Consider the following 19,582-nt stretch of genomic DNA (forward strand, 5'->3'; position numbering starts at 1 on the left):
CTTTCTTTTACTCATAATCACCATTTTGTCATTTAGTTACCTCTTCTTTTGTAGCTAAAATGAAATGGTCATCATTTATTTTTATTCATTCTGGTTGATTTTGTGCATCATAACCATGAATTGCAGGATTGTAGGTATATCCTATTAAACTTCCTTTATCAGATTCAATTGAAGGAACTGAATCTAATAATGATTTTGTATAAGGATGTAATGAATGTTGCATGATTTCTTTTGTTGAACCAACTTCAAGTAATCTACCTTTATTCATAACCGCAATACGGTCTGATATATATTCAACCATTCTAAGATCATGGGCTATAAATAAAATTGTTAAATTATATTTATCTTTAAGATCGTTGAAAATATTAACAACTTGAGCTTGGATAGACACGTCAAGAGCTGAAATAGGTTCGTCAGCAATTAATAATTGCGGACGAAGCACAACAGCACGTGAAATCCCAATTCTTTGTTGTTGTCCACCTGAAAATTCAAGCGGATAACGTTTTAAAACAGTGTGGTCTAATCCTACACTTTTTAAAATTTCTCTGACTAAGATTCTTTTGCAATCTTTTTCAGATAATTTGTTTAATTCATCTCTTTTTTCTTTTGCTTCTAATAATAATTTTTCAACTTCTTGTAAACCTCATGTTTGACTTACTTTTTGTAAAAATTCAACATATAATGCTTGATATGCTTCGTTTTCGTTTAAGGCAACTCTTTGGTCTAATTGTTGTTTAAATTCACCATAAAAACTTTTGAATTCTTGCTTTTTGATTAATTTGTAAGCTTCTTTAACAACTTCTTGATCGATGTTGTATAAATAAATTTCTTTAGCATTTTTGGTGTTTGTTAAACCTTCCGAAACAACTGTTTCAACATTAGCATGTGGGTTTAATGAGTTAGCTGGATCTTGGAAAATCATTTGCACTTTATTAACCATGAAGTTTTCAAGTGCTTTATACTCTTTTAGTTTTTTTCCAAATTTTAATCCGCGTGATAATTTTTTAGGTAATGTTTTGTCTAAAATTTTAATTTCACCAAAACTATATGGAGTTAATCCAATAATTGAACGACCGATTGTACTTTTACCTGAACCTGATTCACCAACCAATCCTAAAACTTCACCTTGATAAATATTTAAGTTAAAATCAACTACTGCTCTAAAGGCTTTTGAACCTGAACCATAAGTGATATCAACATTTCTTAATGATGCTAAAATTTCCTTGTCCTTTGGAACTTCTAACATTTGTTCAACACCAGGTGTTAAAAATCTAATTTGTTTTTCTTTTAGAAAAAGGAATTTACGACGAGTTTCTGTAACATATGGTTTTTGTTGCATATTACTTGTTTTTAGCTTCTGCTAAATATTCCTTTCATAGTCTTAGAATGTGTTTAGGTGGTTCATATTTTGGAGCTTTTTCATCTAATAGCGCACTTTTAACTCTGTGAGTTTCTGACACATAATAGAATTTTGGTTCTTCAACAAAGTCAATTCCTAAAGCATAGTCATTACGTACAGCGAATGCATCTCCAACAACATTGTTTAAGTTAGATGGCACTGAACCTCTAATTGTAGAAAGTCTAGAACCTTTGTTAACATCAGGCATACTTAGAATTAAACCTCATGTATATGGGTGTTGTGGATATTTAAGAATTTCTCTTGCTTTACCTTCTTCAATAATTTGACCAGCGTACATAATTGAAATGTAGTCACTAATTGAAGCAACAACTCCAAGGTCATGGGTAATGAAAACAATTGATAAGTTTAGTTTTTGCTGTAATTCTTTAATTACATCTAAAACTAAAGCTTGAACTGTTGGGTCAAGCGCTGTAGTAGGCTCGTCCATAACTAAAATCTTAGGTTCTAAAGCAACAATAGCAGCAATAACTACACGTTGAATCATTCCTCCTGACATTTCATGAGGATATAGTTTCATAACCGCTTCAGGGTCATTAATTTTAGTTAATTTTAAAAACTCTACAGCTCTTTGGTATGCTTCTTTTTTATTTTTAACAATTTTGTTAACTAGCATACCTTCCATAATTTGAGTTCCAACTTTCATGGTTGGATTTAATGTAGACATAGGGTTTTGGAATACTGCTGAAACAACTCTACCACGGTAGTGAGATTTTTCTCAATCTTTGGCATTGAATTTTTCAACGTGATTGTTATAAAGTAAAATTTCACCACTGTCAATAACAGCGTTATCACCAGTTAATCCATATAAAAGTGAAGTAATAACAGATTTACCTGAACCTGATTCACCGATAATAGCGTGAACTTTTCCTTCATAAATCTTAATTGATGGCCCACGTAGAACTTTATTTTTTTCACCAGGTCTTGATGGGTTGGTGAATGATAAGTTAATATCATTAATTTGAGCAGCTATTTTTAATTTTGTACCATCTGAAAATTCTTGGTATTGAACATCTTTATAAAATTCATCTCAGTCAAATAAATTGTTTTTTGAACTGAAAAATGAAAACTTATTACTTAATGACACTAGAAACTTTTTGTAAAGATTGTGAATTTTGTTTTTTAATTGCATAATTCTTACCTTTGTCTTCTTAATGAGTCTTGAACTGTTGCTCCAATTAATTGCACACTAGTTGTAATTAAAATTAAGAATGCTGATGGAACAAATACGTATCTTAAGTAATCTGGGAAGCTTTTTTGTCCTGTTGAAATCAAGTTCCCTAAAGTTGGAACATCATCGATTGCTAAACCAATGAATGCTAAAGATGTTTCAGATAAAACAACACCAGGAATTGTAAATACTAATTGGGTAATTAAAATAGGTAAAATAACTGGAACATAATTTTTAAGAATTTTTCAAGTAGGTGTACCTAAAATCTTAGATGCACTTACTCATTCAAAGTGTTTTGCACGTTTAACTTGAGCTCTAATTTGGTTAGCCATACCAGTTCATGAAGTTAATGATAATGAAAATACAATAACTCAGAAACTAGGACTAATAATAATTGTCATTAGAATTAAGATAATAATTGTCGGCACAATTGAAATAACTTTAATAATAAAAGTCATGATTTTATCAAACATTTCAAATTGCCCCATCATAATTCCAATTGTTAAACCAATAGCAACTTCAATGACAGTAACAACAAACGCTAGGGCAATTGAATACCTAAGCCCTCATCATAGCTGGGCTCAGTAATCAGCTCCTTTTTCATCAGTTCCAAAGAAGTGATAAATATTAAAGTTGTCATATGAATTAAATGGCAGCTTCGTTGCTTCTGCATTTGTTATGTTAGGGTTTTGAGTTGTAAAAGGAATAATGATAGCTAATAAAATTAAAACTACTAATGAAACAAATCCAAATACCCCAGCAAATGAACGTGAAAAACGGTTAACAAATTCTTTGAATGCTTTAGTTTCAGCACCCATGTGTAGGTCTGATTCATAATCTAAAATCTTACCTACAATTTTTCATGATTGATATGTAAACGGTTGTGTGAATGGGTTAGGTTTAGCACCTTCAGCAGCATAATCGTTGCTTGGTCCTAACTCTTCTCTTGCTCTAATTTTGTTTGCTTGCTTTGCAAAAAAGTTTGAAACTTTTGAACCTGTTTGTTTAAAGAATGAGCTAAATGGATTTTGTTTTTTGTTTTGTTCCATAAATTACGCTCCTCTTCTTCTGATTCTAGGGTCGATTGCTTCATATAAAATGTCCCTGAATGCATATGATAAAACAGTTAATAAAGCAAACATAACGATTAAGAATAAAATAACGTTGTAATCTTTTGATTGAATAGCTTGTAGTAAAGTATCACCAGAACCTGGTATTAGGAAAATTTGTTCTATGAAAATACTTCCTAAGAATGATCCAAAAATAACAGCTGGGAAAAAGGTAGCAATTGGGAATAGTGCTGGTTTAAGTGCGTGTTTTCAAACAAATCTGTTTTTTGACACACCTTTTAGGTAAGCAAATTTAGCATGAACTGAATTAAGTTCTCTGTTTAATTCAGTTCTAATGTATTTAATATAAACAATAATGCTTCCCAATGAAAGCGCTAGCCCTGGTAGGATGAAGGTTATAAAGTTGTTTTGATCAAAGATATAAGGCAATCCTACTGCACGACCAATAAAGACTAATAACAAGGCAAAAATAATTGATGGAACTGATGAGAAAATACTTACTATAACAGTTGAAACATTATCAACTATTCCACCTGGATTTTTACCAATTCAAATACCAAGTGAAATTCCGATTGTAACTGTTAGAAAGACCGAGAAAATACCTACTAAGAATGATTTATAAAATCTAACTCAAATAAAGGAATTAATAGACTGTTCAGGGAATAAGGATAGCGAGATACCAAAATCACCTCTGAATAAATTAGCTAAATAGTTAAAGTATCTAGTAATTAATGGTAAATCTAGTCCATATTTTGCTTCTCTGGCTTTTCTAGCACCTTCGTCTAGCCCTTGTGTTAAGGGGTTTTCACCAGGAACAGCATTAATTAAGAAAAACGTAATAGAAATAACGATAAGTCCAATGATAAAGAATTCTAAAAGAATTTTTGTCATCTTTCATGAACTCTTTAAAAATGGTGAGTCTATAGCTAGAAGTTTTTCTTTTAAAGTTAGATCAGTTGATCTTTTATTTTGAAAGATAACAGAATTGTCTGACAGGACATAATTCTTGTTATCAACTTTAATAATTTCCTTTTTCATTAATTATCCTTCACGTTTTTTAGGTAGGTTTTCTCTTGGTGGTCTAGTAAAGTCATATGCATATTGTAATGCAAAACGGAATAGTCCGTCAACTCCACCAACTTTTGTAATCTCTCAGTTAGTATCAACTTCCATTAACGGAACAACAAATGCACCATCACGAATAATTTTTTCTAATGAACCTATAAAGATGTAAACGATTGATTGTTCTCATCCGTGTGCTAGGTCTTGATCAGAGAAGTTTCCTGAGAAGAATGAACTAATTCTTGATGTGTATTCAAATGTTGTTTCATTTCCTTTTGGTAATGAAAGTTCAATGAATTTTTCTCATAAGTTTGGAATTTGTTGCTTGTTTAATGTTTCTTTTAAAGTTTCATCTAAATTAAACATTAATCTCTCTGCTGTATCTTGAGTTAATTCAGCAATTTCTTGAACAGTGTAGTTTTGTGCTAAATAATGCACATAAGCTCTGTTTAGTCTTGATTTTCTAATGTTTTCATTAGTTAATAAATTGTAATCAATTAAATCACTAACATAGGTGTCAGTGTAGTTTTTACCTGGGTTAGCTTGATTTAAAACAGTAGCTAAGAAATTAGCATGATTACGGTTAAATTCTAAAACGTTAGCATTAGTGATGTTTTGTAGTAATTTTTGATAATCAGATTTTAATTTACTGTAATTTGTTAGTTGTTTTAAATCTGTTATTTTTGAAGTTTGTTTATTGATTTCAGCCATTATTTTATCAATGTCTGTTTGAATAAATGATGCTTTAGTAGCATTTTGATCTGAAGCTTGCAGTTTTTCAATTACTAAGTCAGCTAAATAATCTGAGTAAGTAAATGAACCTACTGGGTTATCTTTGAAACCAATTGTTTTTTGGTTAACAGTATCAATTTCATCACGTTTAAAGAATACTGAAACATAATCGTAAGCACCATTACCACCTAAGCGGTCATAGTTTTGATAAATAATGTCATATCCTTCACCTTTTTCAAGGTTACTTACGAAAATGTTTTCAGGTAGTGATTTTAATTCAACTGTTACAAAACCATTTGATAAACGTTCTAGAGTTTCTTTTAGATATCTACCAGCTGCTTTTTGTTCATCCGAACCGTTGTTTAAGAATCTTAAAACAACTTTTTCTTGGTTGGGGTACTTAGCTTTAAAACGATTTAGATAGAACTGAGCAGTTTCAACGTCATATGTTAAATCACGTCTTTCTGTTTTTTCGAAGTTAAAGCTTTTTGCAAGGTGCAATACAAAATCGTAATTTTGTAATGCAAATTCTTTATCGTTTTTAGCTCTTTGTTTTTGTCCTTCAAAGAATGTTTCTAAGTTTTTACCGTCAAATGTTTTATATTGACCATAAGCCGTTCAAGTATTAACAGGGAATGAGAAATCTCATCCAACAAATTTTAAAATGCTATCACGATTAATTCCATAGTAAATAGCGTTTCTTAAATCTGAATCTTGAATAAAACTGTTTGCATTTTTTTCATTATCTAAGTTAAATCCAAAAGCAATAGTTCCATAACCTGTATTTTTGTTTAAATATTCCTTAAATTCAGGATCAGCTCAATATGTATTCATTTTGGCTGCTGGAATATAAGTTTGTGAAATGTATCCATCTTCAAAGAATAAAGCATTTGTACTTCTGTTAGTTGAAAATAGAATTCTAATTTTGTCAGATATAACGTTTTCAGCATCAAAGTAATCGTTATTTTTAACTAAGTTAATATAACCGTTAGGCCCAAGTAAAATACCGTTTGAACCTTTAGGAATATAAAATGGTCCACTAGTTAAGAATTTATCAGGTTCTGAACCATATTTATCAATACCACCACCTTCTGTTTCAATGTATCTACGGTTAGCAGGGTACAAATTATACATAATTGTAAATACTAAGAATGATAAGTCAGGAGTGTGATTTTCGTCAAAAATTGCAGTGAATGAGTTTTCATCTCTAGCAACTGATGCAATTGAGTAAGATAATTCATTTCCTGAGATTAAGAAACTTTGATATGGGTTTCTGTAAGGGTTTTTAACAAGTTGAATTTTTACTTTTTGACCTGTTTTATCTAAGATTGTAAACTCTTGAACTTCATCTTCTAAATTGAAATTACCAGAGTTTTCAGGTAAGTTCATAAATTCTTGAATGAATGAGTTGTCATAATCTAAGAATAATTGACCAGTGTAGAATCCGAATTCTAAAGCAGCTTGCTTAATTTTAGCTACTTGTTCTTCATCGCCTGGAATTTGTGATTTTCAAACCGTATCATCAGCAGGGTCTTGAATATAACGGCCTAATAATTCACTAAAAACATAACGTCTACGACCGAATGGATTTTTATAAGTTTGGTTGTGTTTGATTAAGTATTCTTTTTGAGCATCAATAAATTTATCAGCTGCTCTAAAACCAAATTTTCTGAATTGATCTAATTTTTGAGAACCTGTGTTTAAGTCAAAAATGTATTCTAAATAATCTCTAATGTCTTGCGCGTTGATGTAATCACCATTGCTTCATTGATTTTTCTTAACATTAGTAAACCCTGTAAAAGCCATGTAGTTGTTTGAATTACGTGGATTTGTAAAGGCATAAATTGTTGATTTTTGACGAGTGTTAGCTCCTGATCCTGAATCGTCAGCTAATCCACCCACTGTTCTGAATTGATCAATTGAATAATACTGTGAAGTAATTAAACCTTTTCCTTCTTCCTCTTTTAGATTTGACTGAGCTATTCTAAAGAAAGTATCAAAATTTGATGTACCTTTAGCACTTTTCGTATCAACAATACCAAAGTTGTAACTGTTAGTTTTAATAATTGCTGATAAGTTTTGAGAAGGTCCGTTTTTTAAGAATGAATCAACGATAGAAGGTAAAATTTTATCCATTGATTTGTACTTAATGTAGTTTAAGTTATTAATTGGTTCAGTAGCTAGACCTAAATCATAGCCACGTGTTTTTACACTGTTATTAATAAGTGCATTTGAGGTTGTGTCTGTTTTAGTTTGTCCACATGCTACTAAACTCGCAATTGATAAAGGAGCAGATGCAACTAAACCAATTGTGAATAATCGTTTGAATTTTTTGTTCATCTTCCCTCCTTGTTTTAGTGTGAAATGTTAAATTGGAAATCAACAGATAAAATAACTTTATTTGTTTTTATTCCATCTTTTTGTTCTGCATAAACTTTAACTGGGGATTGTTCAATGGCTTTACCGTTTTCACCCATTTGAGTTACATTACCTAGTTCAAAGTCTTGAATTGTTTCTTTATTTTCATTAGCAAATGAAATGTAGTATTGGTGTTTTGGTTTTAACAGTGTATTACGATATTTACCCATTAGTGAGTAATCTGATAATCATGATGTATAACCTAAATCTTCAATAGTTACTTTTGAAGATGCATCACCTTGTGTTTCATAGTAGAAAATATTGTTTGTTTTATCAATGTTGATTGGAACATATAATTTTTCATTTGTTTCAACATCAGTGAATTCAACAAATTTAGCTTGTTTAGCTAATTCGTTTGGAATGTATCCGTACAGTGCAATTGCATCTAATTCTTTGTTTCTAAAGAAACCAGAAATTGTACGTTTAGATACACCATAGTTTAATAATTGTGAAATGAAGAATGCTTTTGGACGTGATGTAACTGCTTGCCCTTGGAAATCTTTAATTCTGATATTAGTGTCTTGAATTGCTTGACGGTTATCATCATATAAAGTCATTCCGATTTTTTCTTTTTCAAAACGATCTTTGAAGAATCCGTTGTTTCTTGAAATAAATTGACCGAAGTAATTTGAGTCTCTTGATTCAAATTCTTCTAAGAATCTTCTTGTATTTCAGTTTTTGAAGATTTCTTCACGAATTGTTGCAATTGCTCTTTGTTTCGAATCGACTTCTTGAGCATATTCAGATGTAACTTTGGTTAATTCAGCATTTTTAGCATTGTATTCTGGTGAATCAACGATAAATCTGTTTCTTTCTGCTCTTAAAACATCTAATTGTTCTCTTAACTTAGCGATTTTGAAGTTTGATTCAATTTGAAGTGGCATTGTTTTTTCAAAGTATTTATCGTATAACAATCCATTAACAGCACCTAAAATACCTTTTGCCATGTTTTCTTGGCTGTTTGCTTTATGTCTTAAGAATTCTAAAGCAGTACCATCAACGATGTAATCTAATCCTGAAATAGCTTCTGATAGACCTTTCATGTAAACAGGTGTGTTTCCAAATTCGTTGAAGTCTGGAATGTAAGTTGTTTGAACATAATCTCTAGTTAAAGTTTCAGCAATTGAGTAAATATAGTCAGTGAATTTATCGTTTAATAAAGTTTCAACTCTTGTTGAGTTGTAATTTAAAACGTCTGATGAAGGTTCACCTGCTGAAAATACACCATAACCAAATAAGTCAAATGTAGGAGTTTTGTAGTTTCCTAAGTTTGTAAAATAAATGATGTTTCCTAAGAATGTGTAAAGGTCTTGTGTGTTTAGATATTTAGCATCTTCTGCTGATAAGTTGTATTTTTGAGTTAATTCAGCAAACATTGCTTGCAATTTAACAACATCAAAGTTTAAACGATTTCTATCATTTTCAGGAATTGCATTTAAGTCTTCAACATAATACTTAGTAAATGCTGTATTTAAGAAAGTAATTCCGTATTCTTTTGATAAAAAGGCTCTATTTGCTACTAATTCAGTAACTGGATTAAAGTCTTTAACTACTAAAAATAGGTTAGAATTTCTAAATTTCTTAATAATGTAGTTTGCTTTAGCTTGATCACTTGATCCAGCTTCGTTTTTATCAAGTCCACGTAAAGTTGTATCTTCTGCAATGATTTTTGAAACATCAGCTAAGTTGAACTTAGTTTTTACATAGTCAACATTTCAGTTATATTTACCTGCTGTTTGATCATAAGTTGCTTGTGAATAATCTAAGCTTGCTCATTCTAATAAGTCTTCTAAATTTAAAGTTGCTACAGTATTTCTGTCTCTTGTAAAGTCAGGATGAGATGAAGAAATTTTTAAGTTAGTTGATGAAGCTGCTAGTAGTGAACGATCTGTTTCATTTAAATTACGGCTAAATGGGTTAAATCCAACTTTTTTAATCACAGTTTTGAAGCGATCAATTGATTGAGTAATTAATGGGATAAATGTATTTAATTCAACTGGACGATTGTTTTCATCAAAGTAAATTAAATAATCACGATTAGCAGTTGATGAAGGATCGTTTGCGTTGTTTAAGTATCCAAAAGCTTGTGCTATAGCATTTGCAAATGATCTTTGCAATCTACCTGAAGTTCTTGGTGCATTAATTTGATCAGCAATACGGTTAATGTCAATTTCACGGTGTACATCTCTTGAAATTAAAGAAGTAGATGTGTAAGGAATTGTGAAACGTTTTGATGTAAAGAAGTCTTGACCGTTGTTGAAAATTGCTACTTTAGCAGCATCAGATTCATCTAAGAAGTTGTATCCTGAATCTGGTTCAGTAATTGGCAGAGCAATTGATGTTCTAAAGTATCTAAAAATGTCAGATGCTGACCCATCAATCGACTGTCTTAGTGCTAAGTATGTAAAAGCACTTCTTTTTTCAGGTAAGTTTTGCTCTCTTGGGTCATTAGCTTGTGGATTAATTTCAATTGGATTTTTTCTAGCTTTAACTTTTTCAAAGTATCCTGAAATCAAATCACGTGATAACAAGTCTGTAATTCCAGAATTTAAACCACCACCAATGAATGTGTTGGCTGAGTTTCATCCTGAGTCAAACATATTACGGTCAATAATACTTTGTAAAGCATTTCCAACAACTTGAACTTGTTGATTAATGTAAGCTAATGATTCAGGATCTAAAACTTCATTTAATGGGACTTTAATGATTGGTTTGTTGTTTGCATCAAATAAGTTTACTTTTGTAACCATTGTTCCGGCTTCGGTTGTTGAAGTTTCAATGATATTTAATGTAAAAGTATTGTCATCTGAAAACTTAATTGCATTAGTTAAAGGATTACCAGCACCGTCTGTAAGTTGTTCAATGATTGCTTTAGCAGTTAGATCGGAAAATGAATAAGAAACATTACCATTTGCATCAGTTGATTTTTTGAAAGTTTTTGAAGTTCCAGTAATTTGTGGGTTTAAAGTTCCTGAGTCAGTATCAAATGAGTTAGCTAGGAATAAATCGCCTAATGCAACATTTCTTTCTTTTGCAGCATTAACCATTCCTTCAAAACTTTGTAAGAATCTACGTTTTGGATTGTTTAACACTTCAAAAATATCTGCTTTAGGATTTGTTGAACCTCAAATATCAGCAGGATTTTCTAGTTCATAACCTGTTACTTTTCCGTTTTGGTCTAATTTACCAAATTTGAATTTTAGGAATTTACCATCTTCTTTATCTTGACCAATTGCATTAGCACGTTGAATTTCGATGTTAGTTCTAGCATCTAAGTAGTTTTTTAGTGCTTCAAATGAATAGAATGATGAATCAGAAGCTCCACCTCTAGTTGATAGCCCCCAACTAAAACAGCATTAGCAGTATCATTTCATGATTGACCTTGATCTAGTGTTAAGTGGTGTCCATATTCATGAGTTGCTACATATTTTAAGAAGTCTGTCGGAATTCCTTTAAAGCCAGGAACAAGAGCACCTAAAACTAAAGGTAATCCAATTCTGTCTGATTTTAAAAATCCTTTGTATGGACCATTTTCTAAAGTGTATTCATAAAATCCTTGGTCATTAACTTTTTTGGCAATGTGTGGACCATTTAAGTCTTTAACTAAGTGTGGATATTTTTCAATTACTTTATCAATTAAACCATTGTAAACTTCATTGTAAATTTGATATTTACGCGCAGCTAAACCTTTAATTGGATTTCCTTGTTTATCAACTAGTGAAATATCTTCTGGTGTATAGTCAGCAATAATTGGAGAAATTGAACCAACATATCCGATTGCATCTTTGAATGCTTCAAAGTTTGCTGGACGGTAGTTATTTTGCTCGTTTGCTAAAAAGACATCAAGTAATTTTTCACCATTTGGCGCATCATAATTAACTGTTAAGCTAAATCCATTTGCAAATTCTCTTTTTTCAACTGAGAAATTAGATACGGTTACTTGTTTAACTCTAGCACGTTGTTGTTCAACTGTTAAATCATCTAATTCAGAATTTGAATTTAATGCCTGCACAAATGAAGCATAATAGTGTCTGTTTCCGCTAGCATCATCAAAGATAAATATTTTTTCACCAATGTATGATGTGTAGTCGTAAAAGTCTAAGAAATGTTTTGTATTATCAGTAATTTCTTGAACAAAAGTTTGATAAGTTGTGTATGAACGACCTTGGAATAATGGCGCTCTTAAGTTGATTACTAATGGTTCATTTAATTTTGAATCATCAAAGTTAAATCTAACTGTAAATCTATTTTCATTTGTTCTTTCATCTTTTGAACTTACTGCTGAAACAATTGTTGCAGGTTTAAAGTTATCTAATGAAACAATTCCTGATTCTTCAAACTCTTGTGCATATTTGCTTTTAATTGCTTCAAACTGTTCAGCTGTTGTATTTAGTGGTAAAAATACAGTTTGATTTTCAATTGTACGAGCATCAGCATTTTGAGGTTGAGCTACTAAGAATTTTTTGTTATTTAACTTAGCAGGAATAGTGATATTTAAGTAAGGTTCATTATTTGGCAGAATTGAAGAGTTTTTAACAGCTGAAGCAGTTGCTACAGATTTTAAAAACTCGTCAACTATGTCTTTTGGTACTTCGCCTGAAAATGTTGAATATGTTAAAGCATCAGCAGCGTTTCCACGTCCGCTTAGTCCAGAATACATTGGTAATGAACCAAAAAATGCATCAGGGAAGAATTTGATTTCACTAACTTCTTTGTGTAGTGTAGAGTGAGAACCTAAAGTGATGGCATTACCGTTTTGTTCTACCCCCGGCACAATTCTGAAACTATCTAAGGTTAGTAAATCAGGACCTCATGCAACATTTTTAATAAATCAATTTGTAAAATCAACGAATTGCTTTGGATGTACAGCAAGAACGTATTCATCATAGAAACTGAATGATCCGTATCTTACTGATAAAACAAAAGATTCATTGTATCTGTTGTAATATTCATTAAAAAAGTCATCAAATGAATATTTTGTTTCAGGATCTGAAACAAAAGAATATTCTTGAGTATCATGATTTAAATTAGCAACCTTAACTTTTCTACGTGGGTCTAAAATCGCAATTTCAGGAGTTAATTTATCCCCTTCATAAATACGAGCATAGTTATTTGAAAAAAGATTTTTATCAACTGGAGCTGTTGGCCCTAATTTTTCATCTGAGTTTTCAGCGTATGCAATTGCACTTCCAGCAACCACACCTGAAACAGCAGCTAAGATTCCTAAAGACATCAGTACTTTCCATTTTAATGATCAATTTTTTATCATAAGTACATCCTTTCGTTGTGTTTGTAAAATGTTTTTATATTAATTTATTAATATAATTTAAATTTTACCACAATATTACTGATTGGTTAGTTCTTTTTTAGTTCATTTCATTAAAGCTCTTATTTATTAAATGGAGGGAAAAAATGAAAAAAACAGTCAAAATTATGCTGGTTTTTGCAACTTTTGGTTTAATAGCCACAAGTGCAGGGCTCGGTGGATACTTCATTTATCAAGCCAAAAATAGTGCTAAATCAGCTGACCTAAATAACCAAAATAACTTAAATAATTCAACTGATCCAAATAAAGAAACTAGAAAGATTTTGTTAAATGCTAATGAGAAACAACCTGAGATTTCTCCCATTAGTAACAATGAAATTAATCCTGATGATCCTGTCAATAAATTTCTAAAGAAAGAAGTTCCTGAAAAGAAAGTTTTAAACTTAGCAGATGAAACAAAGCCCGTTTCAAACCCAAAAGTTCAAGATGACACTAACCGCTTAAAAAGATTAACTTTTAATTCTAATCCTGTAAATAAAAGAGTAATTAATGATAGTCCAGAAACTGGTGAAAATGCTATGCCGGTTGCCAAGCCGCGCGGCGATGATGTTGATATAACTGAAATTCATCCAGGTCCTATTTTAGAAGAAGATGAAATAGTTCAACCTGATCCAAATACACACGTTTTAAATAATATTAGCAACAATATTGATCGCTTTGAATTAAATGGTATTAGTGCAGAATTTATAGAAAGTAATATTAATTCTGACATGTCAACCTCACAAGAGTACAATCAGAAAATGCTTAAGATTGACCAAAATGCAAGAGTTTTATGAAAATCTGCTCAAGCTATAGCTTTTGCTAGATCTAATCTTTATAGGCTAAATCCTTATACTGATGATTTATTTGCAAAAGAAGAAATTTGATACAAGAAAATGCTAACTAATATTGCAGAAGACAATTATGCTCAAATTAGTTCAAGGTTGCAAGATCATGTTCAACAAAGAGTTGAAAAACTTCATTCATTACTTAAGGACAGTTTTAATAAATTCTATGATATAGAAAATTACATTCTTCAAAATGTAGTCACTGGTAATCAACTTAGTGAAGAAATTATGCAAAAAGCCAGAGACTATGCAATGAAATTTGGTGGTGATTTAATGGTTAAGTATGCTAGTTTAGGTGGATGAGTAATTACTCCAAATAATGCAGAAGAATATGCCATTAAAATTCATCAATTATGTTTTGAAATTAGAAATATTTTTCAAGAAGCTGATACAAAACTACAACAATTAGTGGAATGAATTGGTAATCAGTTAGATTTATACAAAAACAACATTACAAACAATACTTCTAAGGTTGAATTAACTCAAACAAAAGTTTTAGGTTTTTTAAATTTAAAATCAATTGAAAATAGATTGAAACAACAAATTAATTCTGATAGTGCAATGTTTAACTCTTTATCTGAAAATCAAGGAATTGACCAAGATACGCAACGTTTAGTTATTAAATATTTAACTTCAAAATATCAAAACTTGCAAGAAAATATTAAAGAGTTTTATAACAACTACAAAAAGAATATTGAGTCTAACAATACTGAAGTAGATGAACTTTGAAGTACGTTTTTAAGTCAGTTAAATCTTGTGACTTTAAGACCAAATTTAGAAAACAGTTATGAATTTTTATCAAATGCAATTAATGCTACTGATGCTTTTACTAACAAATTAAATGAATTGTTTAGTAATAAAACAAATGCTACTATTGATATTTACAATGAGTTTAATCAAGCAATTATTACCAAAAATCAATTGCTTGAAGAAACTACTGAGCAAAGGTTGAATTTATTTTATGAAATAAATCTATCTAAAAAGCATATTAAGGAATTAAACACTTACAAAAATAGTTTCACAATAGCCGATCATAAATTGTCTGAAAAATTATTGAATAATACAGTGACACTGGTTGAAAAGTTAGGAAATGTAGAAAGAATGAAACAACTTTTAACTAGAAACAGGTCATATATGTTAAGAATTGATGAAACCATCAAAAAAGAATCAAAATCAGTTCAATTAAACACAGAAGAATATAATTTACTTCAAACTAAGTTTAATTCGTTTAATACTGGCGAAAAACAAGGAGCACTAATCAAAGGCCTTGAAAGTTATAAATCATTTGTTGAACTTCTAAGTTTATTTGATGATAACTTAAGCAATAATCTATGAAATGATAATCAAACTATTTTATTAAGACTAAAATCTTCTGGCGAATTTGATGTTAATGCCTATGCACAAGGTGTAAAAGTAATTACACAATACCAAAATGCAGCAAACTCTGCTTTTGCTGGATTTTATAAAAGAGCAACGAATGTTTTAAACGTTTACATCTTACCTATAAGGGAATTGGTAAAAAGAGTTAATGATAGGTTCAATGTTGACAATGCAAGAATCGAAAATTCAGGAACAGAATATGAAAACTGATATACGGCTACTTTAAACAACAGAGCCTCAGTACAAAAGCAAGTTGATAAATTAGTTGCTGATTTATCTGATGTTATCGACACAGAATCTGATAGATACAAACAATTAAATGATCAATTGAAAGAAAACTTAGGATATTTATATGATTATGATATTTCCTTACAACCTAGTTCTTTTGGTGTAATTTTTCAAAGAGAGACAGCTCCATTATTTAGAAAATCGCTAGATTATCAAAGTAAAAATTTATCTGATTTATTAACTAAATTTTCAGCATTTTACTCTAAATGATCTACATAGATTTAAATAAAAAGTTAGCCTTAGCTAACTTTTTGTTTCCTATTCTGAAACTTTTACTTTAATATATTTTTCATTTAATGATTTTAAAATTGTGGCAATTGCTTTGTAATCTGCATATATTTTTGCTAATTCAAATGAAGTAAATTTGGTTTCATCATCATTTACATAGTATGAAGCTGAGAATTTTACATAAGTATTGTTTGCAATAATATATTTGTCTGAGTTTAAGAAATCGTAGTATTCTTTTCTAACTTCAGCTAATTTTGCTTTTAATTCTGTTGCTTCATTTTCATTTGCTAATGCTGCAAGAACAGCATTATTAGCATCATAATATCTTTTTTCAATTTCTAGCAATTGAGCAGTTAAAGCTCCTGGATCTACAGCTGCGTTTTCTGCTGTTGTTACTAATGTTTTAGCTTCTTCTAATTTTGTGGCAAAGTTTGTTTCTAAGTCTGTAACTTTTTCTTGTAGTTTTTCGGTTTTTAGTTTTGCTAATTCTTCTTCATCCACTAAAAATGCTAAATTATCTGCAGCATTTGGTAAATCTAGTGATTTTAGTTTTTGAATTGTAGCATTAGCTTGGTTTTTAAATGCAACTACTTTTGCTAGTAAATCTCTACGTTGTAAATCTTCTTGAGCTGTTAATTCAACACTTGAATCTCTTAAATCATCAGAGTTTAAGGTGTTTTCATTTCTTTTAACATCTAAATCAGATCTAGATTCAAAAGTCCTACTTGAGATAGTTGTTAAGTTTCTGAAATAAATATTTCTTTCTTTTAGCTCTTTTAAAGCTTTTGTTGTAGTTTCATAAACAAATCTATCTTCATCTGTATCAGAAATAGCAATTTGGTCTAACAATTTAGATTCAGCAATATTAATTTGTCTGATGAATGCAAATAGTTCTTGACCTGGAACGATGTAAGATTCTTTTTTAACTTTTGCATCTCTTCTTTCAAGAGTTTCGATTGTTGTTTGTTCATCTGTTATATAACCTGTTATTTCAGCATTTAACGAATTTGTTGATGAATTTAATGAACCAAATGTGTCTAAGTATTCTTGTGCCTGATCTTTCGCTGATTTTACATATCCATTCAATGTTTCTAAATTAGCTGTTTCTCATGAACTTGAACGTCTAAATACATAGTTTGCAATATTGCTTATTTGATCACGGAATGTGTCCCTAAAATCATTGTAATCGTGTAAATCATAACCATATAAGAAGCCATTTTCTTCCATAGCAGTATCTAATTCACTATTGATTTCAGTTGCTTTAGCTTTTTTCTCTGTTAAATAAGTTCTTGCATCTTGTTCAGTTGTAAATGGTTCATGGTTTAATGTTTGTAGGAATTCTTTATATTTATTCATTAAAGCTATTGCTTTTTCTTTATCTCCTGAACGAGATTCGCTAAATGTTAATTCTTTAAATTTTTCAAACAAGAAATCTGAATTACCATCCCCAGGGTTTCCTACTGTACTTTCAAATGAAGTTAAATACTCTGAAAATTGAGCTAGTTTTGCTTTAGCTTGTGTTTTGTCATCTTGTGAATTTAATGCTGATAATTCATCTATAAATGATTGTAAACGTGTTTGTAAATTAGTTAAAGATGAGACAAATGTTTCTGAGTATCCTTCAGCAAACATTGATGATAAGTCATTTTTTAGTTTTGAACTTGCAGCAACCAGCTTAGCAAGTTCATCAGAAACATTTAAATCATCGCCTGCTAACTTCACAACCTTTAATTGGTTTGTTAAATTAGCTAATTCAGTTTGAGCTTTTTTATATTCTGCCTGTCTATCTTTAGCTAGTTGAGCTTGTTTTGAGTATTTTGTTTCAGCTGATGTTAATCTCAACACCGCTTGTAAAGATTCATCTGATTTTGGATTTAAACCTAAAGATTTTCAGTAATTTGTAAACTCAACCATTGAGTCGATTTGTGATTGTAGTTTTTCAAGAGCTACTAATTTATCAAACGCTTGTAAAACATTTGATTGTGGCATTGCTTTAATAGTATTGAATTCTTTATTAGCTCATGAATTCATATCTCTGTAATGCTTATAATTGATATCATCATCTTCCATTGACTGGAATTTACTTCTTATTTCTGTACGATATTTTGTATATAAACTTCCATTGAATGAACCATCATATAAGTTGTTTATTTCATTTGTTATTGTTTGTAATTCTTGTGCTGTATCTTTTTTGTATTTTTCTAAAGCACCTCTTGCTTTTTCAACAACATATAGTAATCCATTTAATGATGATTCATTAGGTATATATTGATAACGTGTAACTTTTAATAAATCATCAAAAAACTCTTTATATAACTCTCTGTAACGGATAGATTTTAAGAAATTTTGTCCTGATGATTGGAAAAATTGTCTATATTCCTCTGCCACTGAGTCAGCCACTTCTTTTAGTTTGGCTAATGCTTGTTGGTCTTTAATTTTTACTGAAAGAGGGAATTCTGAAACTGTTAAATCATTTACTCCAAATTTCACTTGATATTCATTAAATTTAAGCGGGTTTTGGATTTGAGCTAATCATAATTGTACTTCAGCACGGTGAAACTCTTTAACTTGTTCAAAAAAGTTTGATGCAAAGAATTCAGAACCTTCTGTTACTAAGGCTTCATAGTTAGATTTAATTCCTTTAGCTAAGGTTAAATTAGCTTGATCAGCTTCTGTTTTAGATGGTTTTTCTTCTAATTTTGCAACTAATAGGCTTAAATCGTTAATTCTTCAAGCAAACAATTCATTCATGAATTCTTCACGGTCTAGCGGAATTGAAACTTGTGCATCACCAAAGTAGCTTGTTAGAACTGAAAGTCTTTCAATGTAGAATAAAACAAGTCTTTGTAGTTGTCTAATTGTTGAATAATCTTCCTCAATTGCTTCAACTTCTTGTTGTGTTTTTTTACTTGATTCTTGGAAACCTTCAATTAAAGTGCTGTTGTTGTTATATTGTGTTGGGTATTTAGTTTTTAATTCGTTTACATAATAATCAGATAATAATGCTAGTTTTTGAACAGCTAATTTTGCTGATGGTTGTCTTTTAACAATTGATTGTTCTAAGAATTTATTTTCAGTTTGTGCATCAGCTAATTTTTGTTTTAAAGCTTGTAATTCTGATTGAAGTGATGATAGTTCATCATTTGATAAATTAGCTTTAGCATCTAATTGTGCTTGCTTTTCAGCAATTTGATTGTTTAAATCATTAACCACCATTGAGTTTCTGTTTAATTGTTCTAAAATTGCATCTTGAGCTTCTGATTGTAATACATTAACGAAATTTACTAAATCTTGAAGGTCTGAAGCTAATAATTCTGTTTTATTAGCTAGAGCCATTTCTCTTTCTTGTAATGATGCTTTTTTGTTTGAAACAAAAGCTTGCAATTGTGATTGATTAGCTAGTTTATTCAAAAATGTTTTAGCTTCTTGTAATTTTGATTCTTTTTGCTTAACTAAAGAATCTTGTGATTGTGAATCTGATGAATTATCACTTGTGCTCTGGCAAGCTGCTGCTAAAACTGTAACAGGAGCTAAGCTGAATAGTGATAATCATAATTTTCTGTTGAGTTTCATAATATACCCCTTTGTTGTATAAAAGTGTTTGTTATTTTAATTTTACTTATTTTTCTATAGAAAAAAAGCGCACAGACTTTTTGTAGAAAG

General features: G+C 30.3%; 9 protein-coding genes. 1 reads left to right on the plus strand and 8 read right to left on the minus strand.

Annotation, left to right across the window (positions count from 1 at the left end; all coding sequences use genetic code 4):
* Positions 1-7: 7 nt before the first annotated feature.
* The 7 genes from FG904_RS01465 to FG904_RS01495 form a co-directional block, all read right to left on the minus strand.
* The gene (locus tag FG904_RS01465; protein ID WP_420846420.1) at positions 8-1,246 is read right to left on the minus strand and encodes an ABC transporter ATP-binding protein; all 1,239 of its coding nucleotides are present in this window, start codon (positions 1,244-1,246) and stop codon (positions 8-10) included.
* 94 nt (positions 1,247-1,340) lie between these two features.
* Positions 1,341-2,549, minus strand: a complete 1,209-nt coding sequence (locus FG904_RS01470) for an ABC transporter ATP-binding protein (RefSeq protein WP_139592163.1) — start codon at positions 2,547-2,549, stop codon at positions 1,341-1,343.
* Positions 2,550-2,554: 5 nt separating this feature from the next.
* A complete protein-coding gene (locus FG904_RS01475; RefSeq protein ID WP_139592164.1) occupies positions 2,555-3,637 on the minus strand; it encodes an ABC transporter permease in 1,083 nt (360 codons plus the stop codon).
* A 3-nt stretch (positions 3,638-3,640) separates the two neighbouring features.
* Positions 3,641-4,696: an ABC transporter permease gene (locus tag FG904_RS01480; protein WP_139592165.1), complete on the minus strand. Its 1,056-nt coding sequence runs from the start codon at positions 4,694-4,696 to the stop codon at positions 3,641-3,643.
* A gap of 3 nt (positions 4,697-4,699) precedes the next feature.
* Positions 4,700-7,792, minus strand: a complete 3,093-nt coding sequence (locus FG904_RS01485) for an ABC transporter substrate-binding protein (RefSeq protein WP_139592166.1) — start codon at positions 7,790-7,792, stop codon at positions 4,700-4,702.
* Between the two features lie 14 nt (positions 7,793-7,806).
* Positions 7,807-10,962, minus strand: coding sequence for a hypothetical protein (locus tag FG904_RS01490; RefSeq protein WP_139592167.1), 3,156 nt, complete (start codon positions 10,960-10,962; stop codon positions 7,807-7,809).
* Between the two features lie 191 nt (positions 10,963-11,153).
* Positions 11,154-13,139 (minus strand): PDxFFG protein, encoded by a 1,986-nt coding sequence (locus FG904_RS01495; protein WP_139592168.1) that lies wholly within the window; start codon positions 13,137-13,139, stop codon positions 11,154-11,156.
* 143 nt (positions 13,140-13,282) lie between these two features.
* On the opposite strand from FG904_RS01495, the gene FG904_RS01500 reads away from it, so the two are divergent.
* Positions 13,283-15,910, plus strand: a complete 2,628-nt coding sequence (locus FG904_RS01500) for a hypothetical protein (protein ID WP_139592169.1) — start codon at positions 13,283-13,285, stop codon at positions 15,908-15,910.
* A gap of 39 nt (positions 15,911-15,949) precedes the next feature.
* On the opposite strand, the gene FG904_RS01505 is transcribed toward FG904_RS01500, so the two are convergent.
* Entirely contained in the window at positions 15,950-19,492 is a 3,543-nt protein-coding gene (locus FG904_RS01505; protein ID WP_139592170.1) for a hypothetical protein, read from the minus strand.
* Between the last annotated feature and the right edge of the window lie 90 nt (positions 19,493-19,582).

This window comes from Mycoplasma nasistruthionis (genome assembly GCF_006228185.1).
Lineage (GTDB): Bacteria > Bacillota_I > Bacilli_A > Mycoplasmatales > Metamycoplasmataceae > Mycoplasmopsis > Mycoplasmopsis nasistruthionis.